Annotated in this window: 13 protein-coding genes; 12 read left to right on the top strand and 1 reads right to left on the bottom strand. The window is 69.6% G+C overall.

What is annotated here, in order from left to right:
* Positions 1-54: 54 nt before the first annotated feature.
* From AC1RQG_RS16520 to AC1RQG_RS16510, 3 genes are all read left to right on the top strand, one after another.
* The gene (locus tag AC1RQG_RS16520) at positions 55-6,216 is read left to right on the top strand and encodes an Ig-like domain-containing protein (protein WP_493133098.1); all 6,162 of its coding nucleotides are present in this window, start codon (positions 55-57) and stop codon (positions 6,214-6,216) included.
* Positions 6,217-6,369: 153 nt separating this feature from the next.
* On the top strand, positions 6,370-7,833 hold the full coding sequence (locus AC1RQG_RS16515) for a catalase (protein ID WP_493133097.1): 1,464 nt from the start codon (positions 6,370-6,372) through the stop codon (positions 7,831-7,833).
* 89 nt (positions 7,834-7,922) lie between these two features.
* Positions 7,923-9,032, top strand: coding sequence for a patatin-like phospholipase family protein (locus tag AC1RQG_RS16510; RefSeq protein ID WP_493133096.1), 1,110 nt, complete (start codon positions 7,923-7,925; stop codon positions 9,030-9,032).
* A gap of 38 nt (positions 9,033-9,070) precedes the next feature.
* On the opposite strand, the gene AC1RQG_RS16505 is transcribed toward AC1RQG_RS16510, so the two are convergent.
* Entirely contained in the window at positions 9,071-9,961 is an 891-nt protein-coding gene (locus tag AC1RQG_RS16505; protein WP_493133095.1) for a LysR substrate-binding domain-containing protein, read from the bottom strand.
* A 106-nt stretch (positions 9,962-10,067) separates the two neighbouring features.
* Between AC1RQG_RS16505 and scpC the strand changes: the two genes are divergently transcribed.
* From scpC to AC1RQG_RS16460, 9 genes are all read left to right on the top strand, one after another.
* On the top strand, positions 10,068-11,570 hold the full coding sequence (gene scpC, locus AC1RQG_RS16500) for a succinyl-CoA:acetate CoA-transferase ScpC (RefSeq protein ID WP_493133094.1): 1,503 nt from the start codon (positions 10,068-10,070) through the stop codon (positions 11,568-11,570).
* A gap of 167 nt (positions 11,571-11,737) precedes the next feature.
* Entirely contained in the window at positions 11,738-12,859 is a 1,122-nt protein-coding gene (locus tag AC1RQG_RS16495; RefSeq protein WP_493133093.1) for a M14 family metallopeptidase, read from the top strand.
* Between the two features lie 2 nt (positions 12,860-12,861).
* A complete protein-coding gene (locus AC1RQG_RS16490) occupies positions 12,862-13,326 on the top strand; it encodes a CYTH domain-containing protein (RefSeq protein WP_493133092.1) in 465 nt (154 codons plus the stop codon).
* A 29-nt stretch (positions 13,327-13,355) separates the two neighbouring features.
* Complete coding sequence (locus AC1RQG_RS16485; protein WP_493133091.1) at positions 13,356-13,655, top strand: hypothetical protein; 300 nt, start codon at positions 13,356-13,358, stop codon at positions 13,653-13,655.
* A gap of 91 nt (positions 13,656-13,746) precedes the next feature.
* A complete protein-coding gene (locus AC1RQG_RS16480) occupies positions 13,747-14,244 on the top strand; it encodes a DUF3291 domain-containing protein (RefSeq protein WP_493133090.1) in 498 nt (165 codons plus the stop codon).
* 169 nt (positions 14,245-14,413) lie between these two features.
* Positions 14,414-15,559, top strand: coding sequence for a pyrroloquinoline quinone biosynthesis protein PqqE (gene pqqE, locus AC1RQG_RS16475; protein WP_493133089.1), 1,146 nt, complete (start codon positions 14,414-14,416; stop codon positions 15,557-15,559).
* A 103-nt stretch (positions 15,560-15,662) separates the two neighbouring features.
* Entirely contained in the window at positions 15,663-16,172 is a 510-nt protein-coding gene (locus AC1RQG_RS16470; protein ID WP_493133088.1) for a urate hydroxylase PuuD, read from the top strand.
* The gene (gene serC, locus AC1RQG_RS16465) at positions 16,169-17,254 is read left to right on the top strand and encodes a 3-phosphoserine/phosphohydroxythreonine transaminase (protein ID WP_493133087.1); all 1,086 of its coding nucleotides are present in this window, start codon (positions 16,169-16,171) and stop codon (positions 17,252-17,254) included. Before AC1RQG_RS16470 ends, serC begins: the two co-directional genes overlap by 4 nt.
* Complete coding sequence (locus tag AC1RQG_RS16460; protein ID WP_493133086.1) at positions 17,251-18,015, top strand: hypothetical protein; 765 nt, start codon at positions 17,251-17,253, stop codon at positions 18,013-18,015. The genes serC and AC1RQG_RS16460 overlap by 4 nt, the downstream gene beginning before the upstream one ends.
* Positions 18,016-18,078 lie beyond the last annotated feature (63 nt).

Below are 18,078 nucleotides of genomic sequence, written 5' to 3'. Positions count from 1 at the left end.
AGCCGGGTGCACGGCGCGCGGCCGCCATCCGGTCCACCTGAACAGGATGAAGCCATGTATCGTTCGCCAGAATTCGCCGTCCCTGCCCGCGCCTGCCCCCACGCGCGCCACGAAGTCGTGTTTGTCGACAGTGCGCTCGACGACTTGCCCACGCTGCTGGCCGGGCTCGCGCCGGGGCTGGAAGTGCAGCTGCTCGATCCGGCCGGCGACGGCCTGGCGCAGATGACGGCGGCGCTGGCAGGGCGGCACGCCATCGCCGCCGTGCACCTGCTCACACACGCCACGCCGGGCGCGCTGGCGCTGGGTACGCTGACGCTGGACGCGGCACAGGCGGCGGCGCGGGCCGATGAGCTGGCGCGCATCGGCCGGGCGCTCGCACCGGGAGCCGACCTGCTGTTGTATGGCTGCCGGGCCGGCGCCGGCGAGCGCGGCGCGGCGCTGCTGGAGGTGCTGGCGCGCGCCACCGGCGCCGGCATCGCCGCATCGGACAGCACGACGGGGGGCGCCGCCATGGGCGGAGACTGGCTGCTGCAAGTGCGGCGCGGACTGGTGGCCACGATGGCGCTGGGGGCCGACGGCGCGCTGGCCGGCTACCGGGGCGTGTTGAGCGTGCCCACGTCCACCTTCGATTTCGAGTCGGGCGTGAGCGGGCAGACCAATGCCGCAAATCCGGGTGCCCAGATCACCAGCCAGACCCTGGGCAGCGATACGCTGACCATGACGTTCGGTGCGGGCGACGGCGTGGGATGGGTAACGGATCCCGATTCCCTGGGGCTGGGACCGGTGACGAACTTCAGCGGAATGATTTTCGGCATGTCGTTCGAATACCCGACGACGGGGTTGATGTTCACGCTGGACGGCGGCAAGACGTTCGACCTGACCGGCTTCGACATCATGGATATGTCCGATGGCGACTACAGCGCCACCACCTGGCGCTTGACCACCAGCAAAGGCGACACCGGCTTAACGTTCACCAGCGGCCCAGGGCAGGCCGCCCATGAGGCGCTGTCGGACGTCTTTCTGGATGGGGTCAGCTGGTTCAAGCTGACGGCCTCGGACGGCACCTCGCCGTTCCTGGTCAGCCTGGACAACGTCAAGCTGGCCAACATCGCCTTGCCCAACGTCGCACCCACTTTCGTCGGCGCCACCACCACGCTGACGGTGACGGAGAACGACGGCGCCACCGGCATCGCGAGCCTGCTGCAGGCGAGCGACACGGACAGCAGCCAGACCCTGACCTGGAGCCAGAACAGCGCCCCCGGCCACGGCACGCTCAACTTCTCCGGCGCCACGGCCAGCAGCGGCGACACGGCCATCACCAGCGGCGGCAGCATCAGCTACACGCCCACGGCCGGCTACGCGGGCACCGACAGCTTCATCGTCCAGGTGTCGGACGGCACGGCCACGGCCACCCGCACCATCACCGTCAGCGTCAACCCCGGCGCGCCCGGCACGCCCGACCTGGCCGGCGCCAGCGACACCGGCAGCAGCAACACCGACAACGTGCTGACCGGCGGCAGCATCGGCTTCAGCGGCACCAGCCCGGCCGGCGACAGCAGCAGCACGGTGCGCGTGTTCCTCGACCAGAACGGCAACCACAGTTACGACGCCGGCACCGATCCCACGGCCACGGCCACCGTCAGCGGCGGCAACTGGAGCGTGACCGACCTGGATGCGAGCGGCGTGAGCGACGGCAGCTACAACGTGTACGCCCAGCTGACCTCGGCCACGGGCGGCCTGACGGGCGCCGCCAGCGCCGCGCTCAGCGTCACGCTCGACCACACGGCGCCGACCCAGACCGTGGGGTCCATCGCGCTGTCGGCCGACACCGGCAGCAGCGGCACCGACTTCATCACGCAGACGGCCGCGCAGACGGTCAGCGCCCAGCTCAGCGCCGTGCTGGGCGGCACCGACGTGCTGTACGGCTCGACCGACAACGGCGGCACCTGGACCGACATCACCGCCATGGCCAGCGGCACGGCCATCACGTGGACCGGCGTCACGCTGGCGGGCAGCAGCGGCCTGAAATTCAAGGTGACCGACCTGGCCGGCAACGATGGCACGGTGGCCAGCCAGGCCTACGCGGTCGACACCACGGCGCCCACCGTCACCATCGGGGGCAGCCACTCGTCGCTGAATGTCGGCGGCACCTCGCTGCTCACGTTCACGTTCTCGGAAGCCGTGACCGGCTTCACCACGGCGGACATCACGGCGCCCAACGGCGACGTGAGCGGCCTTGCTTCGTCCGACGGCGGCACCACCTGGACCGCCACCCTCACGCCCACGGCCGGCATCGAGGACGCCACCAACGTCGTCACGGTGGATAAGACCGGGATCAGCGACCTGGCCGGCAACGCCGGCAGCGGCAGCTCCAGCAGCGGCAACTACATGGTCGACACGGTGCGCCCGACGGCCTCGCTGGTGGTCGCCGACGCGGCGCTCAAGGCCGGCGAGACGTCGCTGCTGACGGTCACGTTCTCGGAGGCGGTGAGCGGCTTCACGACGGCCGACCTGACGGTGGACAACGGCGCCGTGGCCGGCCTCAGTTCCGCCGACGGCGGCATCACGTGGACGGCGACCCTCACGCCCACGGCCAGCGTGACGGCCGCCACCAACGTCGTCACGCTCGATGGCACGGGCGTGGTCGACCTGCACGGCAACGCGGGCAGCGGCAGCGCCGATTCCAACAACTACGCGATCGACACGGCGCGACCGTGGTCCACCATCGCGCTGTCCGACAGCGCACTGGCGGCGAGCGACACGTCGCTGGTGACGATCACGTTCTCCGAGGCGGTGACGGGGCTGACCAACGCCGCGCTGACGTTCTCCAACGGCACCCTGAGTCCTGTCAGTTCCAGCGATGGCGGCGTCACCTGGACGGCCACCTTCACGCCCGCGGCCAGCGTGGATGCGGCCACCAACACCATCTCGCTCGACAACGCGGCCGTGACCGACGCGGCCGGCAACGCGGGCAGCGGCACCACCGACTCGGGCAACTTCACCATCGACAGCACGGCGCCCACGGCCACCGTGGTGGTGGCCAACGCCGACCTGCACGGCGCCGCCACGTCGCTGGTGACGATCACGTTCTCGGAAGCGGTGACGGGCTTCACGACGGGCGACCTGACGGTGGCCAACGGCACGCTGGACGGCCTCAGTTCGTCCGATGGCGGCGTGACCTGGACCACCACCCTGACGCCGGCCCTGGGCGTGGCCGACGCCACCAACGTCATCACGCTGGACAACACGGGCGTGCACGACATCGCCGGCAACGCCGGCGTGGGCAGCACCGACTCCAACAACTACGCCGTCGACACCATGGTGCCCACGGCCACCATCGCGCTGAGCGACGCGGCGCTCAGGATCGGCGACACGGCCACCGTCACCATCACCTTCTCGGAGGCCGTGACGGGCTTCACCAACGCCGACCTGACGATCGACAACGGCACGCTGACGGCGGTCAGCTCGTCCGACGGCGGCGTCACCTGGACCGCCACGTTGACCCCGGCGGCGGCCACCGCGGACGCCACCAACATCATCCGGCTCGACAACACGGGCGTGCTCAACGTGGGCGAGGTGGCCGGGGTGGGCCACACGGATTCGGCCAACTACACGGTCGACACGGTGCGCCCCACGGCCACGGTGGTGGTGGCCGACGACGCGCTGCTGGCGGGCGAGACCTCGCTCGTCACCTTCACGTTCGCGGAGGCCGTGACCGGCTTCACGGCGGCCGACCTGGCGGTCGCCAACGGCGTCGTGAGCGGCCTCAATTCGGCCGACGGCGGCACCACCTGGACCGCGACCCTGACCCCCACGGCCGGCGTGACGGACGCCAGCAACGAGATCACGCTCGACCTGTCGGGCGTGGCCGACCTGGCCGGCAACGCCGGCGCCGATTCGGCCAACTCGGGAAACTACACGGTCAGCACGGTGCGCCCCACGGCCACCATCGACGTGGCCACCACCACGCTGGGCGTGGGCGCGACCAGCGCCGTCACCATCACGTTCTCGGAGGCGGTGACGGGCTTCGACAACAGCGACCTGACGGTGGGCCACGGCACGCTGAGCGCCGTCGCCTCCAGCGATGGCGGCGTCACGTGGAGCGCCACGCTGACGCCGGACAGCGCCGTGAACGCGGCCGGCAACGTGATCACGCTCAACGGCGCCGGCGTGCACAACGCGGCCGGCAACGCCGCCAGCGGCACCATCTCGTCCAATGCCTACACGGTCAGCACGGCGGCGGCGCCCTCCGGGCCGCCAGCGGTGCCCAGCACGGTCGATGGCGTGCCGCTGACCACGGTCACCACCGTCGATCCGGCCACCGGCCTGACCACCCATGACGTGACGGTGCCGGTGGTGCTGCCGACCCGGCCCGACGATCCGTCCACGCCCAATCGCGGCCTGGCCGACATCCCGCTGGGCGTCACGCCGGCGGGCGGCCAGGGCACCACGCTCACGGTCAGCCTGCCCACCGGCACGGGCCTGGAGGCCAGCGGACCCACCAGCCTGCTGAGCAACGCGCAGGCACTGCAGGACCTGATCCTGCGCATCGAGCAGCGGACGACCACCGGCTCGGCCGAGCAGCACGACATGACGGGGCAGGGCAGCAACTTCCTGCATGGCCTGGGCGGCAGCACGCTGTTGCAGACCCAGACCCTGGTGCCGATGGCGGGTCAGGGCCTGGGGCCGCAGACCATCCACATCAGCGGCAGTTCCACCACGCCGGCGCCGGGCCAGCCGGCCAACGGCACGGCCATCGGCCTGGTGATCGACGCCAGCCACCTGCCGGGCGGTTCGACCCTGGAGTTGAACAACGTGGACTTCGCGGCCGTGGTGGGGGCGGCCACGCTGCGCGGCGGCGATGGCCAGAACTTCGTGATCGGCGACGACGCCTCGCAGAACATCCTGCTGGGCGCCGACGACGATGTGCTGTACGGCGGCGGCGGCAACGACATCGTCGGCAGCGCAGGCGGCAACGACTATCTCGATGGCGGCAGCGGCGACGACACGGTGGCCGGCGGCATCGGCAACGACACGCTGGTGGGCGGCACCGGCAACGACGTGCTGCAGGGCGGGCGCAGCGACCAGGGCGCGTGGCAGTTCTACCTGGGCGCGGACGGCGCCTTGTCGGCCCGCCACCAGACGGCCGTGTTCGCGCCGACCCAGACGGAAACCCTGCAGCGGTCCGAGTTGAACGGGGCCAGCGCCGACCTGGCCTTCCTCGCCGCCACGCCCACCCGGCTGACGGACCTGGCGTTGTTGTACCACGCCGCGTTCGGCCGCGCGCCGGACCTGTCGGGCTTGAATTTCTGGCTCGGCACGGGCATGGCCGTGGCCGACATCGCGCGCGAGGTCGTCCAGTCGGCCGAGTGGCAGGCCAGCGGGCTCGATCAGCTCAGCGACCAGGCCTTCCTGCAACACCTGTACCAGCAGGCGCTGGGACGCGCGCCCGATGCGGACGGCCTGGCCAACTGGCTCGCCCGGCTGGCCGGGACGGATGGCCAGCCGGCGTCGAGCCGGGCCGAGGTCCTGCTCGGCTTTGCGGAAAGCGCCGAGCACCGGGCACTGGAGAACGGCAGCGCCGGTCTGCTGATCGGCGCCGCCAACGTCACGCGCGAGGGCAGCTGGATCGCCGGCGCCGGCGACAACCGGCTCGACGGCGGCGCCGGCAGCGACGTGCTGGTGGGCGGCGACGGTGTCGACACGGTGGTCTACAGCGGCGCGCTGGCCGGGTACAAGTTTGAGCTGGGCAGCGACGGCGCCGTGCACGTGGCCGACAAGGCCAACAGCGATGTCGATACCATCAGCGGCATCGAGCAGGGCGCGTTCAGCGACGGCACCGTCGATTTGCGCTTCACCCAGGCCGCGCCGGACACGCTGAAAACGTTGGGACTGTTGTATGGGGCCGCGCTGGACCGGCCCGGCGACCTGGCCGGCTTCAGCTGGTGGGCGGCGCAGCATGTGGGCGCGGGGCAGATGGCGGCCGGCTTCGCCGACAGCGCCGAGTTCCACGCGCGCTACGACGGCATGGACAACGCCGCCCTGGTCCACGCGCTGTACAACAACAGCGGACTGGCCGACACGGCGGCCGGCGGCAGCGCGCGCTGGGTCGATTTCCTGGCCGCGCACAGCCGCGCCGAACTGGTGGGCGCCTGGGTGGCCAACGCCGACGTGGCGGCGGCCCAGTTCGGCAGCCAGGGCCTGTGGCTGGTGTAGCTCTGCCTTTGGAGCGAGGACAGGCCGCGCCGGCCGGCCTATACTGGATGGTACATTAAGAAAAACTATAGATTCCATAAGAATTTATAGTTTTTCTTTATCGTCGCCTTTGTTTAGACTATCTCCATCGTTCACCACCCAGGAGTCAACGCCATGCACCAGCCACCGATCACCACCGCCTCCGGCATTCCCGTCGCCGACAACCAGAACTCCGCCAGCGCCGGCCCGCGCGGCCCGCTGCTGCTGCAGGACTTCCACCTGATCGAGAAGCTGCAGCACTTCAACCGCGAGCGCATCCCCGAGCGCGTGGTGCACGCCAAGGGTTCGGGCGCCCACGGCAGCTTCACCGTCACCCACGACATCAGCCGCTACACGCGGGCCAAGTTGTTCGCCGAGGTGGGCAAGCAGACCGCCACCTTCGTGCGCTTCTCCACCGTGGGCGGCGAGCGCGGCAGCGCCGACACCGAACGCGACCCGCGCGGCTTCGCCGTGCGCTTCTACACGGAGGAGGGCAACTGGGACCTGGTGGGCAACAACACGCCGATGTTCTTCATCAAGGACCCGATCAAGTTCCCCGACTTCGTCCACACCCAGAAGCGCGATCCGCAGACCAACCTGAAGTCGGCCGCCATGATGTTCGACTTCTGGAGCAAGGCGCCGGAGAGCCTGCACCAGGTGACGATGCTGTTCTCCGACCGGGGCACGCCGGACGGCTACCGCCACATGGACGGTTTCGGCAGCCACACCTACAGCCTGGTCAACGCGGCCGGCGAGCGCTTCTACGTCAAGTGGCACTTCAAGACCCGCCAGGGGATCCGCAACCTGAGCGCGGCTGAGGCGGCGCGGCTGGCCGGGGCCGACCCCGACTACGCCCAGCGCGACCTGTTCGGCGCCATCGCCGAGGGCCGCTTCCCGCGGTGGGACGTCAAGCTGCAGGTGGCCACCGAACAGCAACTGGCCGAATGGGAGGCGCGCACCGGCTGGAACCCGTTCGACCTGACCAAGGTCTGGCCGCACAAGGACTTCCCGCTGCTGCCGGTGGGCGTGCTGGAACTGAACCGCAACCCGGACAACTACCACGCCGAGGTCGAGCAGGCCGCCTTCTCGCCGGCCAACGCGGTGCCGGGCATGGGCTATTCGCCCGACAAGATGCTGCAGGGCCGCCTGTTCGCCTACCACGACGCGCAGCTGTACCGGGTCGGCACCAACCACCAGCACCTGCCCGTGAACGCGCCGCGCTGCCCGTTCCACAACCACCAGCGCGACGGCGCGATGGCGATCCAGAACGGCGGCGCCGCGCCCAACTACGCCACGGTGGCGGCGCAGGGCAGCCATCCGTCCGGGCTGGGCCACGGCGAACCGGCGCTGGCGCTGCACGGCGGCGCCGGCCGCTACGACGGCCGCGGCCAGGAGGACGACTTCACGCAAGCGGGCAACCTGTTCCGCCTGATGCCGGCGCCGGCGCGGCAAAACCTGTTCGACAACCTGGCCGGCCCGCTCAGCCAGGTGCCGGCCGAGACGGTGCAGTGCCAGCTGGCCCTGTTCGACCAAGCCGATCCGGCCTACGGCGCCGGGGTGCGCGCGGCGCTCAGGGCGCGCGGCGTCGACCTGGCGTAACGGCGGCGCCGGACCGGCCGTGGGCCGCCGCGCGGAACTGCACTACAATCAGGTTTCCCACTGATCGCAGTCTGCCGCGCGGAGGCGCCATGCACCGAACCCCCACCCGTCATTCCCATCCGTCCATGCCGGGCCAGGTGGTGCTGGTGCTGCAGGGCGGCGGCGCGCTGGGCGCCTACCAGCTCGGCGTGTACCAGGCCATGCACGAGGCGGGCGTGGAGCCGGACTGGGTGATCGGCACCTCGATCGGCGCCATCAACGCCGCCATCATCGCCGGCAACCCGCCGCACCACCGGCTCGAACGGCTGCGCCAGTTCTGGGGCCAGATGGAGCAGAACGCGCTGGGCTTCTCGGCCATGCCGCGCATGCTGGCCAACCTGGTCACGATGGGGCAGGGCATCCCGGCCTTCTTCGAGCCGAATCTGGCCGCGTGGTGGGGGCCGGAGGCGCGCCTGGGCGTGGAGCAGGCGGCCTACTACCGCACGGGGCCGCTGCGCACCACGCTCGACACGCTGGTCGATTTCGATTACCTCAACGGCGGTGACACGCGCCTGACGGTGGGCGCCGTCAACGCCCGCACCGGCGCCATGCGCTATTTCGACACCCGCAGGGAGGCGCTGAACGCGTCGCACGTGATGGCCTCGGGCGCCATCCCGCCCGCCTTTCCGGCCGTGCGCATAGCCGGCGAGCCGTACTGGGATGGCGGCATCTATTCCAACACGCCGATCGAGGCGGTGCTCGACGACGAGCCGCGCCGCAGTTCCGTGATCTTCTCGGTGCAGGTGTGGAACCCGGACGGCAGCGAGCCGCAAAGCGTGCTGGAGGTGCTCGACAAGCACAAGGAGATCCAGTACGCGAGCCGCGCCGGCAACGTCGAGCAGCAGCGCAAGCTGCACCGGCTGCGCCACGTGATCCGCCAGCTCACGCTGCACCTGTCGGACGAGGCGGCCGGCACGCCCGAGGTGCGCGAGCTGGCCGCCTGGGGCTGCGGCACCACCATGCATATCCTCGCGCTCAAGGCGCCCCGGCTGGGCGGCGAGGACCACACCAAGGACATCGACTTCAGCGCCCACGGCATACGCGAGCGCTGGCAGGCCGGCTACGACGACACCCGGCGCTTCATCGCGCTCAAGCCGTGGGAGGGCGAGGTGGACCCGATCGAGGGCGTGGCCATCCACGAACTGCCGCCCGCCGCCTAGCGACAGCGCCGGCGGCCGGACCGCCCGGCCGCGCGCGCTCACGGCGTGGGCACGCGCAGCACCTGGCGGCACACGTCCAGCCAGGCGCGCGCCGCGTGCGACAGGTAGCGCCCGTTCCACACGTGGGCCACCTGCCATTGCAGGCGCGGCTCCACCAGCGGCAGCGCATCGAGCTTGCCGATGGCGAGGCGGTGGATGAAGGGCTCGGGCACCAGCGCCACGCCCATGCCGGCCGACGCCATCGCCACCAGCCAGTCCCACTGGCCGCTCTGGGCCGCCACCTGCGGTTCGAAGCCGGCCTCGTTGAACGCCGCGCGCAGGTTGCGGGTCATCGCGAAATCGTCCTTGAGCAGCACCAGCGGCATTTTGGCCAGCGCCTTGACGGGCAGCGCGGTCCGTTGTTTGGGGAAGGTGCCGGCCGCCGCCAGCGCCCAGATCGGATAGCTGGCGATGCGCACCGTCTCCAGCGCCAGCGCCGGATCGGCCGGCAGCACCGTCATGCCGATCTCCAGCTCGCCGGCCGCCACCTGGCGCTCGATGTCCTGGCCCGTGCCCTCGTGCAGCGTGAGCACGATGTCGGGGTGGCGCTGGCGGAACGCCTTGAGCACGGGCGTGAACAGCAGGTTGATCATGGGCGGGATGCCGACCGTCAGGCTGCCCGCCCTGGCGGCCTGGATGTCGCGCAGTTCCAGGTTCAGCTGGCGCATGGTGGCCAGCATGTCCTCGCCGCGCGCGTACACCACTTGGCCGGTGTCCGTCAGCGACAGCTTGCGGCCGTCGCGCACCAGCAACTGGGCGCCCACCTCGTCCTCCAGCTGGCGCACCATCTTGCTGATGGTGGACTGGGTCACGTGCAGCGACTCGGCGGCCAGCGTGAAGCTGTTCAGTTTGACGGTCTCGACGAAGTAGCGCAGCGAGCGGAGATCCATGAAATTTTCGAATGAATTGAGGGAGAATAAGTCATAAAACGCATGCGGCTCCAATTCTATACTGGTTCGTATCCAATTTGTAGTCAAAAAGAGCGAGGAGCACCGCATGTACCAAGACCGCATCCGCCGTCCGGCGCTGATGGAGAAACTGATGACGGCCCAGCAGGCCGCCGCCCTGTTCCGCAACGGTATGACCGTCGGCATGAGCGGCTTCACCCGCGCCGGCGACGCCAAGGCGCTGCCGCTGGCGCTGGTCGAGCGTTCGCGCCAGGAGGCGCTGCAACTGACGCTGGTGACGGGCGCCTCGCTCGGCAACGACAGCGACGGCCTGATGGCCAACGCCGGCGTGGTGGCGCGCCGCATGCCGTTCCAGAGCGACGCCGCGCTGCGCCGCAAGATCAACACCGGCGAGGTGATGTTCATCGACCAGCACCTGTCGGAGACGGCCGAGCAACTGCGCTCGGGCGACCTGCACGGCATCGACATCGCCGTGGTGGAGGCGGTGGCCATCACGGCCGACGGCGGCATCGTGCCCACCATGTCGGTCGGTAACAGCGCCAGCTTCGTGCAGCAGGCGCGCCAGGTCATCGTCGAGATCAACCTGAGCGCGCCGCTGGCGCTGGAAGGGCTGCACGACATCTACCTGCCGGCGCCGCGCCCGCACCGGGGCGCCATCCCCATGCTCACGCCGTGGCAGCGCATCGGCTCGACCACGATTCCGCTCGACCCCTCGCGCATCGCCGCCATCGTCATCACGGACAGCCCGGACAGCCCGTCCAACGCGCTGCCGCCGGACGCCGAGACGGACGCCATCGCGCGCCACGTGATCGCCTTCCTGGAAGGCGAGGTCAAGGCCGGGCGCATGGGGCCGGAGCTGCTGCCGCTGCAGGCCGGCATCGGCACCATCGCCAACGCCGTGCTGCACGGGCTGGTCGACTCGCCGTTCCGCAACCTGACCATGTACTCCGAGGTGCTGCAGGACAGCGCGCTGGAGCTGCTCGACTCGGGCCAGCTGGCGATGGCGTCGGCGTCGTCGATCACGCTGTCGGCCGCCATGCACGACAAGTTCATCCGCGAACTGGAGCACTACCGCAAGCGCGTGATCCTGCGGCCGCAGGAGATCAGCAACCATCCGGAGGTGGTGCGGCGGCTGGGCATCATCGCGCTCAACACAGCGCTTGAATTCGACATCTACGGCAACGTCAACTCCACCCACGTGGGCGGCACGCACATGATGAACGGCATCGGCGGCTCGGGCGACTTCGCCCGCAACGGCGCGCTGTCGATCTTCGTCAGCAAGGCGGCGGCCAAGGGCGGCAAGATCTCCAGCGTGGTGCCGATGGTGTCCCACGTCGACCACACCGAGCACGACGTGGACGTGCTGGTGACGGAATGGGGCCTGGCCGACCTGCGCGGGCTGGCGCCGCGCGAGCGCGCGCCGCTGATCATCGAACGCTGCGCCGATCCCGAATACCGTCCGCAACTGCGCGCCTACTTCGAGCAGGCCTTGCAGCGCGGCGGGCAGACGCCGCACGTGCTGGAGCAGGCCCTGTCGTGGCACACGCGATACCGCGACACGGGCGACATGCGCGCGACGACCTCGATCTGACCGTTTTTGAAGTGGTTTGGCCCGGTGATGAATAATCGCCGGGCTTTTTTCATATGGCTGCATGAAAATTCTGTGGGTGGCGCAAACTGACCGGCGGCACGCTTGGAGAATCGCGCTAAAACCGGGAAAATAGCGGCATCGGCAACTTCCTCCACACGGAACCAGCAATGACCATCAAAATCAGCCAAAACTTCGACTCCGGCGCCATCGAGGTGCTGCGCGCGGACAGCGCCGCCGCCATCGAACTGCAACTGCGCCAGGACAACGCCGCCGACATCCGCCAGTGGTTCCACTTCCGCCTGCAGGGCGCGCGCGGCCAGGCCTGCACCATCAAGTTCCTGAACGCCGGCGCGGCCACCTACGCCAAGGGTTACGAGGACTACCAGGCGCGCGCCAGCTACGACGGCGAGAACTGGTTCCAGGTGCCGACCTCGTTCGACGGCCAGGTGATGACCATCCACCACACGCCGGACCTCGACAGCGTGTACTACGCCTATTTCGAGCCGTACTCGTACGAACGCCACCTGCGCCTGCTGGGCGAGGTGGCCGAGAACCCGGTGGCGCGCGTGCTGGACCTGGGCAGCACGGTCGACGGCCGCGACATGAACCTGGTGGTGGTCGGCGACCCCAAGGCGGAGAAGAAGATCTGGTTCATCGCGCGCCAGCATCCGGGCGAGTCGATGGCCGAATGGTTCATCGAGGGCATGATCGATGCGCTGCTGGACGACGCCAATCCGATCGCCCGCAAGCTGCTGCAGCGCTGCGTGTTCTACATCGTGCCGAACATGAACCCGGACGGCTCCGTGCGCGGCAACCTGCGCACCAACGCGGCCGGCGCCAACCTGAACCGCGAGTGGATGACGCCCACCGCCGAGCGCAGCCCGGAAGTGCTGGTGGTGAAGCAGAAGATGCACGAGACGGGCATCGACATGTTCTTCGACATCCACGGCGACGAGGCGCTGCCGTACAACTTCGTGGCCGGTAACGAGATGCTGGAGAACTTCAGCGACGAACGCCGCGCCGCGCAGCAGGCCTTCATCGACCGCTACAAGCAGGCCAGCCCGGACTTCCAGGACAAGTACGGCTACGCGGCCAGCAAGTACAAGGAGGACATGCTGACGCTGGCGTCGAAGTATGTGGGCCACCACTTCGGCTGCCTGTCGCTGACGCTGGAGATGCCGTTCAAGGACAACGCCGACCTGCCCGATCCGCACGTGGGCTGGAACGGCGCGCGCAGCAAGGCGCTGGGCGCGGCCATCCTGCAACCGATCCTGCTGTCGCTGGACTGAGCATGGGCGTCGAGATCGAACGCAAGTTCCTGCTGCGCGGCGACGGCTGGCGCGCGCTGGGCCAGCCGGTGCTGCTGCGGCAGGGCTACCTGTCCTCGCACAAGGAGCGGGTGGTGCGGGTGCGCATCGAAGGACAGCAGGCCATGCTGACCATCAAGGGCCGCACGGTGGGTGCCAGCCGCGGCGAGTGGGAATACCCGATCCCCTTGGCCGACGCGGCCGAGCTGCTCGACGGCCTGTGCGAGCAGCCGCTGATCGAGAAGTACCGGACCCGCATCGCCCTCGGCGGCCATGTGTGGGAGGTCGACGAGTTCCTCGGCGCGAACGCCGGCCTGGTGGTGGCCGAGATCGAGCTGGGCAGCGAGGACGAGGCCTTCGACAAGCCCGACTGGCTGGGCGAGGAGGTGACGTCGGACGTGCGCTACCTCAACGCCAACCTGATCCGCCATCCCTACACCAGCTGGTAAGACCGCGCGTTTTGGTCTAGGCTGGAGGAATGGACGAACGGCTTACCGCGCTTGAGGCGCAATTCAATTCCATCCTGCCGACGTTGGCGACGAAGGCGGACATCGAAGCCTTGCGCGCCGACATGTACAAGATGTCCACCGATACCCATCGGTGGATGTTGGCGTCCATGATAGGCATGTTCCTCGGCTTTGGCGGTCTGTATTTCGCTGCGTCGCGTGACTTGCGGCCGCCGCCGGCGCCCGCGCCGCAAGCCGTTACCCAACAGGTGGCGCCGCCGCCGGTCATCATCTACAACCTCCCTCCAGATACCCGCGAGCCAGCCAAATAGCGCTGCCTTACCGCTGGCGCTGGTTCAGTTGCATGCAAGCTCCATGATCAAAATGTTGTAACATCCTGATAATATTTTGGGAGGGGTAAGTATGTCCGCATATGAACTAGCGCAGTTGAACATCGCCGTGATGAAGGAACCGCTCGATTCGCCCGTCATGGCGGACTTTGTGGCCAACCTGGACCGTATCAACGCACTGGCGGAAAGTTCGCCCGGTTTCGTGTGGCGCTTGCAGACGGAGGAGGGCGATGCGACGGCCCTGCGTCCGATGGGCGACGACACCATCATCAACATGTCCGTCTGGCGCGACGTGGATGCACTGAACACGTATGTCTATGGCACGGCCCATGTCGAGATCATGCGGCGCCGCAAGGAATGGTTCGAGCGCATGCGCGACGCTTACGTGGTGCTGTGGTGGGTCCGCGCCGGCCATCGGCCCACCGTGACCGAGGCGGTCGCGAAGCTGGCGCAGCTGCGCGCGCAGGGACCGACCGAGCTGGCATTCACGTTCCGCCACGCCTTCCCGCCGCCCGATGCGCCGCAAGCCGGCTCGCCGTTCGGCCTGGACAGCGCGTGCCCGGCCACCTGAGCGTGGAGTGCGCCCATCGGCGCGGCTAGCAAAAATCGCTAGGCCGCAGTGCAGCCGATCGCGAGCCCCGATTCCCGGCTTTCCCGTATTGCCGCCGCGCGCGGCGCCCGATAATTGATGCTCAGGTCCGGATGTCCCGGACCGCATCATTTTGGAAAGGGCCCGCGCCATGCCGCAAACACCGACCGCACTGCGCCTCGACGGCCAGGGCAAGCCGTTGTGGCTTGCCCTGGAGCTCACCTACCGCTGTCCCCTCAAGTGCTCGTGGTGCAGCAACCCGCTCGATTTCGAGGACTACACGCAGCGCGAACTGACCACCGACGAGTGGCGCCGCGTGATGCGCGAGGCGCGCGCGCTGGGTGCGCTGCAGATCGGCTTCACCGGCGGCGAGCCGCTGCAGCGGCGCGACCTGGAGGAGCTGGTGGCCTATGCCGAGCAGATCGGCCTGTACAGCAACCTGATCACCTCCGGCGTCGGCCTGACCGAGGAGCGCCTGCTGGCCCTCAAACAGGCGGGTCTCAAGCAAATCCAGTTGTCGATGCAGTCGACCGACGCCGCCCTCACCGATGAACTGGTGGGCGCCAGGGCGCACCAGGCCAAGCTGGACGCGGCGCGCCGCATCAAGGCGCTCGGTATGCCGATGGTGCTGAACATGCCGGTCGGCCGCCAGAACATCGGCCACGTGGGCGCCATGATCGCGTACGCGGCCAATCTGGGCGCCGAATACCTGGAACTGGCCAACCTGCAGTACTACAACTGGGCCCTGATCAACCGCGACGAACTCATGCCCACGCTGGCCGCCCTGCGCGCGGCCGAGGCGGTGGTGCAGGAGTGGCGCGCCCGGCTGGGCAAGCAGATGGCCATCTACTATGTGATCCCCGATTACTACGAGGGCCGTCCCAAGGCGTGCATGAACGGCTGGGGCGCCATCCACCTGACCATCGCGCCGGATGGCGTGGCGATGCCGTGCCAGGAGTCGCGCTCGGTGCCCGGCCTGGAGTTCGTCTCGGTGCGCGAGCGTCCGCTGGAATGGATCTGGAACGAGTCGCCGCTGTTCCGCAAGTACCGCGGGCTGGACTGGTTGCCCGAACCTTGCCGCAGCTGCGACGAGCGCGAGAAGGACCATGGCGGTTGCCGCTGCCAGGCCTTCCTGCTGACGGGCGATGCCGGCAACACCGATCCGGCCTGCGACCGTTCGCCGCACCACCACCTGATGCAGGCGGCCGTGCACAGCGCGACGCGGCCGCTGCGCTTCCGCAAACCGCTGGTCAAGCGCGCCCCCGGCGTCATGTCCACCGCCTTCATGGAGGATTGAATGCGCCACCCCTACGATCACGCCCTCGCCACGCTGCTGTGCGGCGCGCTGTTGACGGCCTTGCTGGTGGCGCTGCTGCGCCACGGCTGGCTCTGAGGCCGCCATGGATGCCGAACACTTCGCCCTCGCGCTGCGCTGGTTGCACTTTCTGGCCGGCGTGGTGTGGGTGGGCCACAATTATTCGAGCGTGGTGCAGCGCCCCGTCTACGTGCCGCTCAAGGCGTCGGATCTGAGCGGTGATACCAGTCCGCGCTTCCAGGCCATGCTCAACCGCGAACACGGCGTGTTCCGCTGGGCCTCGGTGGTGACCTGGAGCGCTGGTCTGCTGATGCTGTGGCAGCGCGGCGCGCTGCCCTATGCGCTGCAACTGCACGGCGGCCTCGCGCCGATCGGCATCGGCATGTACATCGGCACGCTGATGATGCTCAATGTCTGGTTCGTGCTGTGGCCGCACCAGCAGAAGGTGCTCGGCCTGGTGCCGGCCACGGTCGAGGAGCGGCTGCGTTGCGCGCGCATCAGCCACCTGTCGTCGCGCACCAACACCATGCTCTCGGTGCCGCTGCTGTTCTTCATGGCGGCCGGCGCGCATGGCGGCCTGACGCTGCCCGGATGAACACCGTCTATAACTTCGCGGCCGGCCCGTCCCAGTTGCCGGCCGCCGTGCTTGAACAGGTGCGCGAACAGTGGTTCGCGCGCGCCGACGACGGCGCCACCGCGCTCGAGCGCCCATTCACCGGCGCCGCGTTCGGCGCCGCGCTGGCGCTGGCGCGCGCGCGCCTGGCCGCGCTGCTGGCCGTGCCCGACAATTACCACATCCTGTTCCTGGCCGGCGGCGCCACCCAGCAGTTCTCCATGGTGCCTCTGAATCTGCTGGGCGAGGCCAGCCACGTCGCCTATGCCGACTCCGGCCATTGGTCGCAGCGCGCGATGCGCGAGGCGGGGCGCTACGCCGACGTCGCCGTCGCCGCCCGCCATCCGGGCGCGCAGGCGCTGGCGGCGCCACCCGTGGGCCGCTGGCAGCTGCCCGACGATTGCGCCTACTGCCACATCACGCCCAATGAAACGGCCGACGGCATCGCCTATCCGGCCTTGCCCGACTGCGGCGCCGTGCCGCTGGTGGCCGACGTCACTTCCTGCCTGTTGACGGCGCCGCTGGAGGTGGCGCGCTTCGGCCTGCTGTACGCGGCGGCGCAGAAGAACCTCGGCATCGCCGGCATGACGGTGGTGATCGTGCGCGACGATCTGCTGCGCCGTCCCGCGCCGCTGGCGCCAGCGGTGTTCAATTACCGGCTGCAGGCGGCGCAGGGCGGCCGCGTCAACACGCCGCCGACGCTGGCCATCGAACTGGCCGGCATGATGTTCGGCTGGATCGCGCAGCAGGGCGGGCTGGCGGCGATGCAGGCGGCGGGCCAGCGCAAGGCGTCCCTGCTGTACGACGCGATCGACGGCAGCGGCGGATTTTTCCGCGCGCCGGTGGCGCCCGGCCATCGCTCGCCCGTCAACGTGCGCTTCGAGCTGGCCGAGCCGGCGCTGACGGAACGCTTCATCGCCCAGGCCGCGCAATGGGGCTTGCACAACCTGCGCGGCTATAGTCTGTTCGGCGGCTTGCGCGCCAGTCTGTACAACGCCATGCCGGAGGAGGGCGTGCACGCGCTCACCGCCTGCATGGCCGATTTCATGCGGAGGATGGGATGAACGGCTGGTTGCGCGCACTGCGCGAACGCCCCGGACTGGCCGGTGGCATCGATCGCGACGGCGGCCGCGCCGCGTCGCTGCTGGCCTGCGGCTTCGCCGGGGTGGAATTCGGCACCGCCGCGCCGTTGCCGGGACCGGGCGGGCAGCCGGGTGTGGCGGCGCTGGCGCAGCGCTTGGCGGCCGTGGTGGCGCAGCCGGGCCGGGCCCGGATCGGCATCGGGCTGGGCATGAACGCGGATGTCCCGCCCGACGCGCTGGCCGCGCAATGGCTGGCCGGCATGCATGGCGCGTGGCCGGTGGCCGATTACCTGTGCTTCAACCTGAGCGCGGCCGCGTACCGTCCCCTGTTGTTGCCCGCGCAGGACGCATTGGTCGGCGCCGCGCTGGCCACCGTCGCCGGCGAGCGCGCCAGGCTGTGCGCGGCCACCGGCCGGCGCGTGGGGCTGGCGCTCAAGCTGCCGGTCGCGGCGTCGTCGTTGAGCGCGGCGGCGCGGGCCGCGCTGGCGGCCGGCTTCGACGCGCTGGTGACGGTCTTGCCCGAGCATGCGTCGCGCCTGCCGTGGTTGCACGACTGGGCCACCGCCATCGACGGCGCCGCCGCGCTGGTGGCCGTGGGCGGCATGCGCAGCGCGGACGACGTGGGCGCGGCGCTGCGGGCCGGGGCCGACGGCATCCAGGTCCACCGCGCCTTTGTCGAGCAGGGCGCCGCCTGTCTGCCGCCGCTGCTGGCCGGACTGGCGCGGCCGGTCCCAAACTCATGAAAATCGCGAGGCGCGTTTGGCTGGGCGCCGTTGGCGCGGCCGAGCCGGCGCGGCGATACTGGT

The organism is Rugamonas sp. GW822-FHT03B10, from assembly GCF_058801745.1.
Note: the sequence above shows the minus strand (reverse complement) of the source record. Positions and strands in the feature narration are given on the sequence as shown.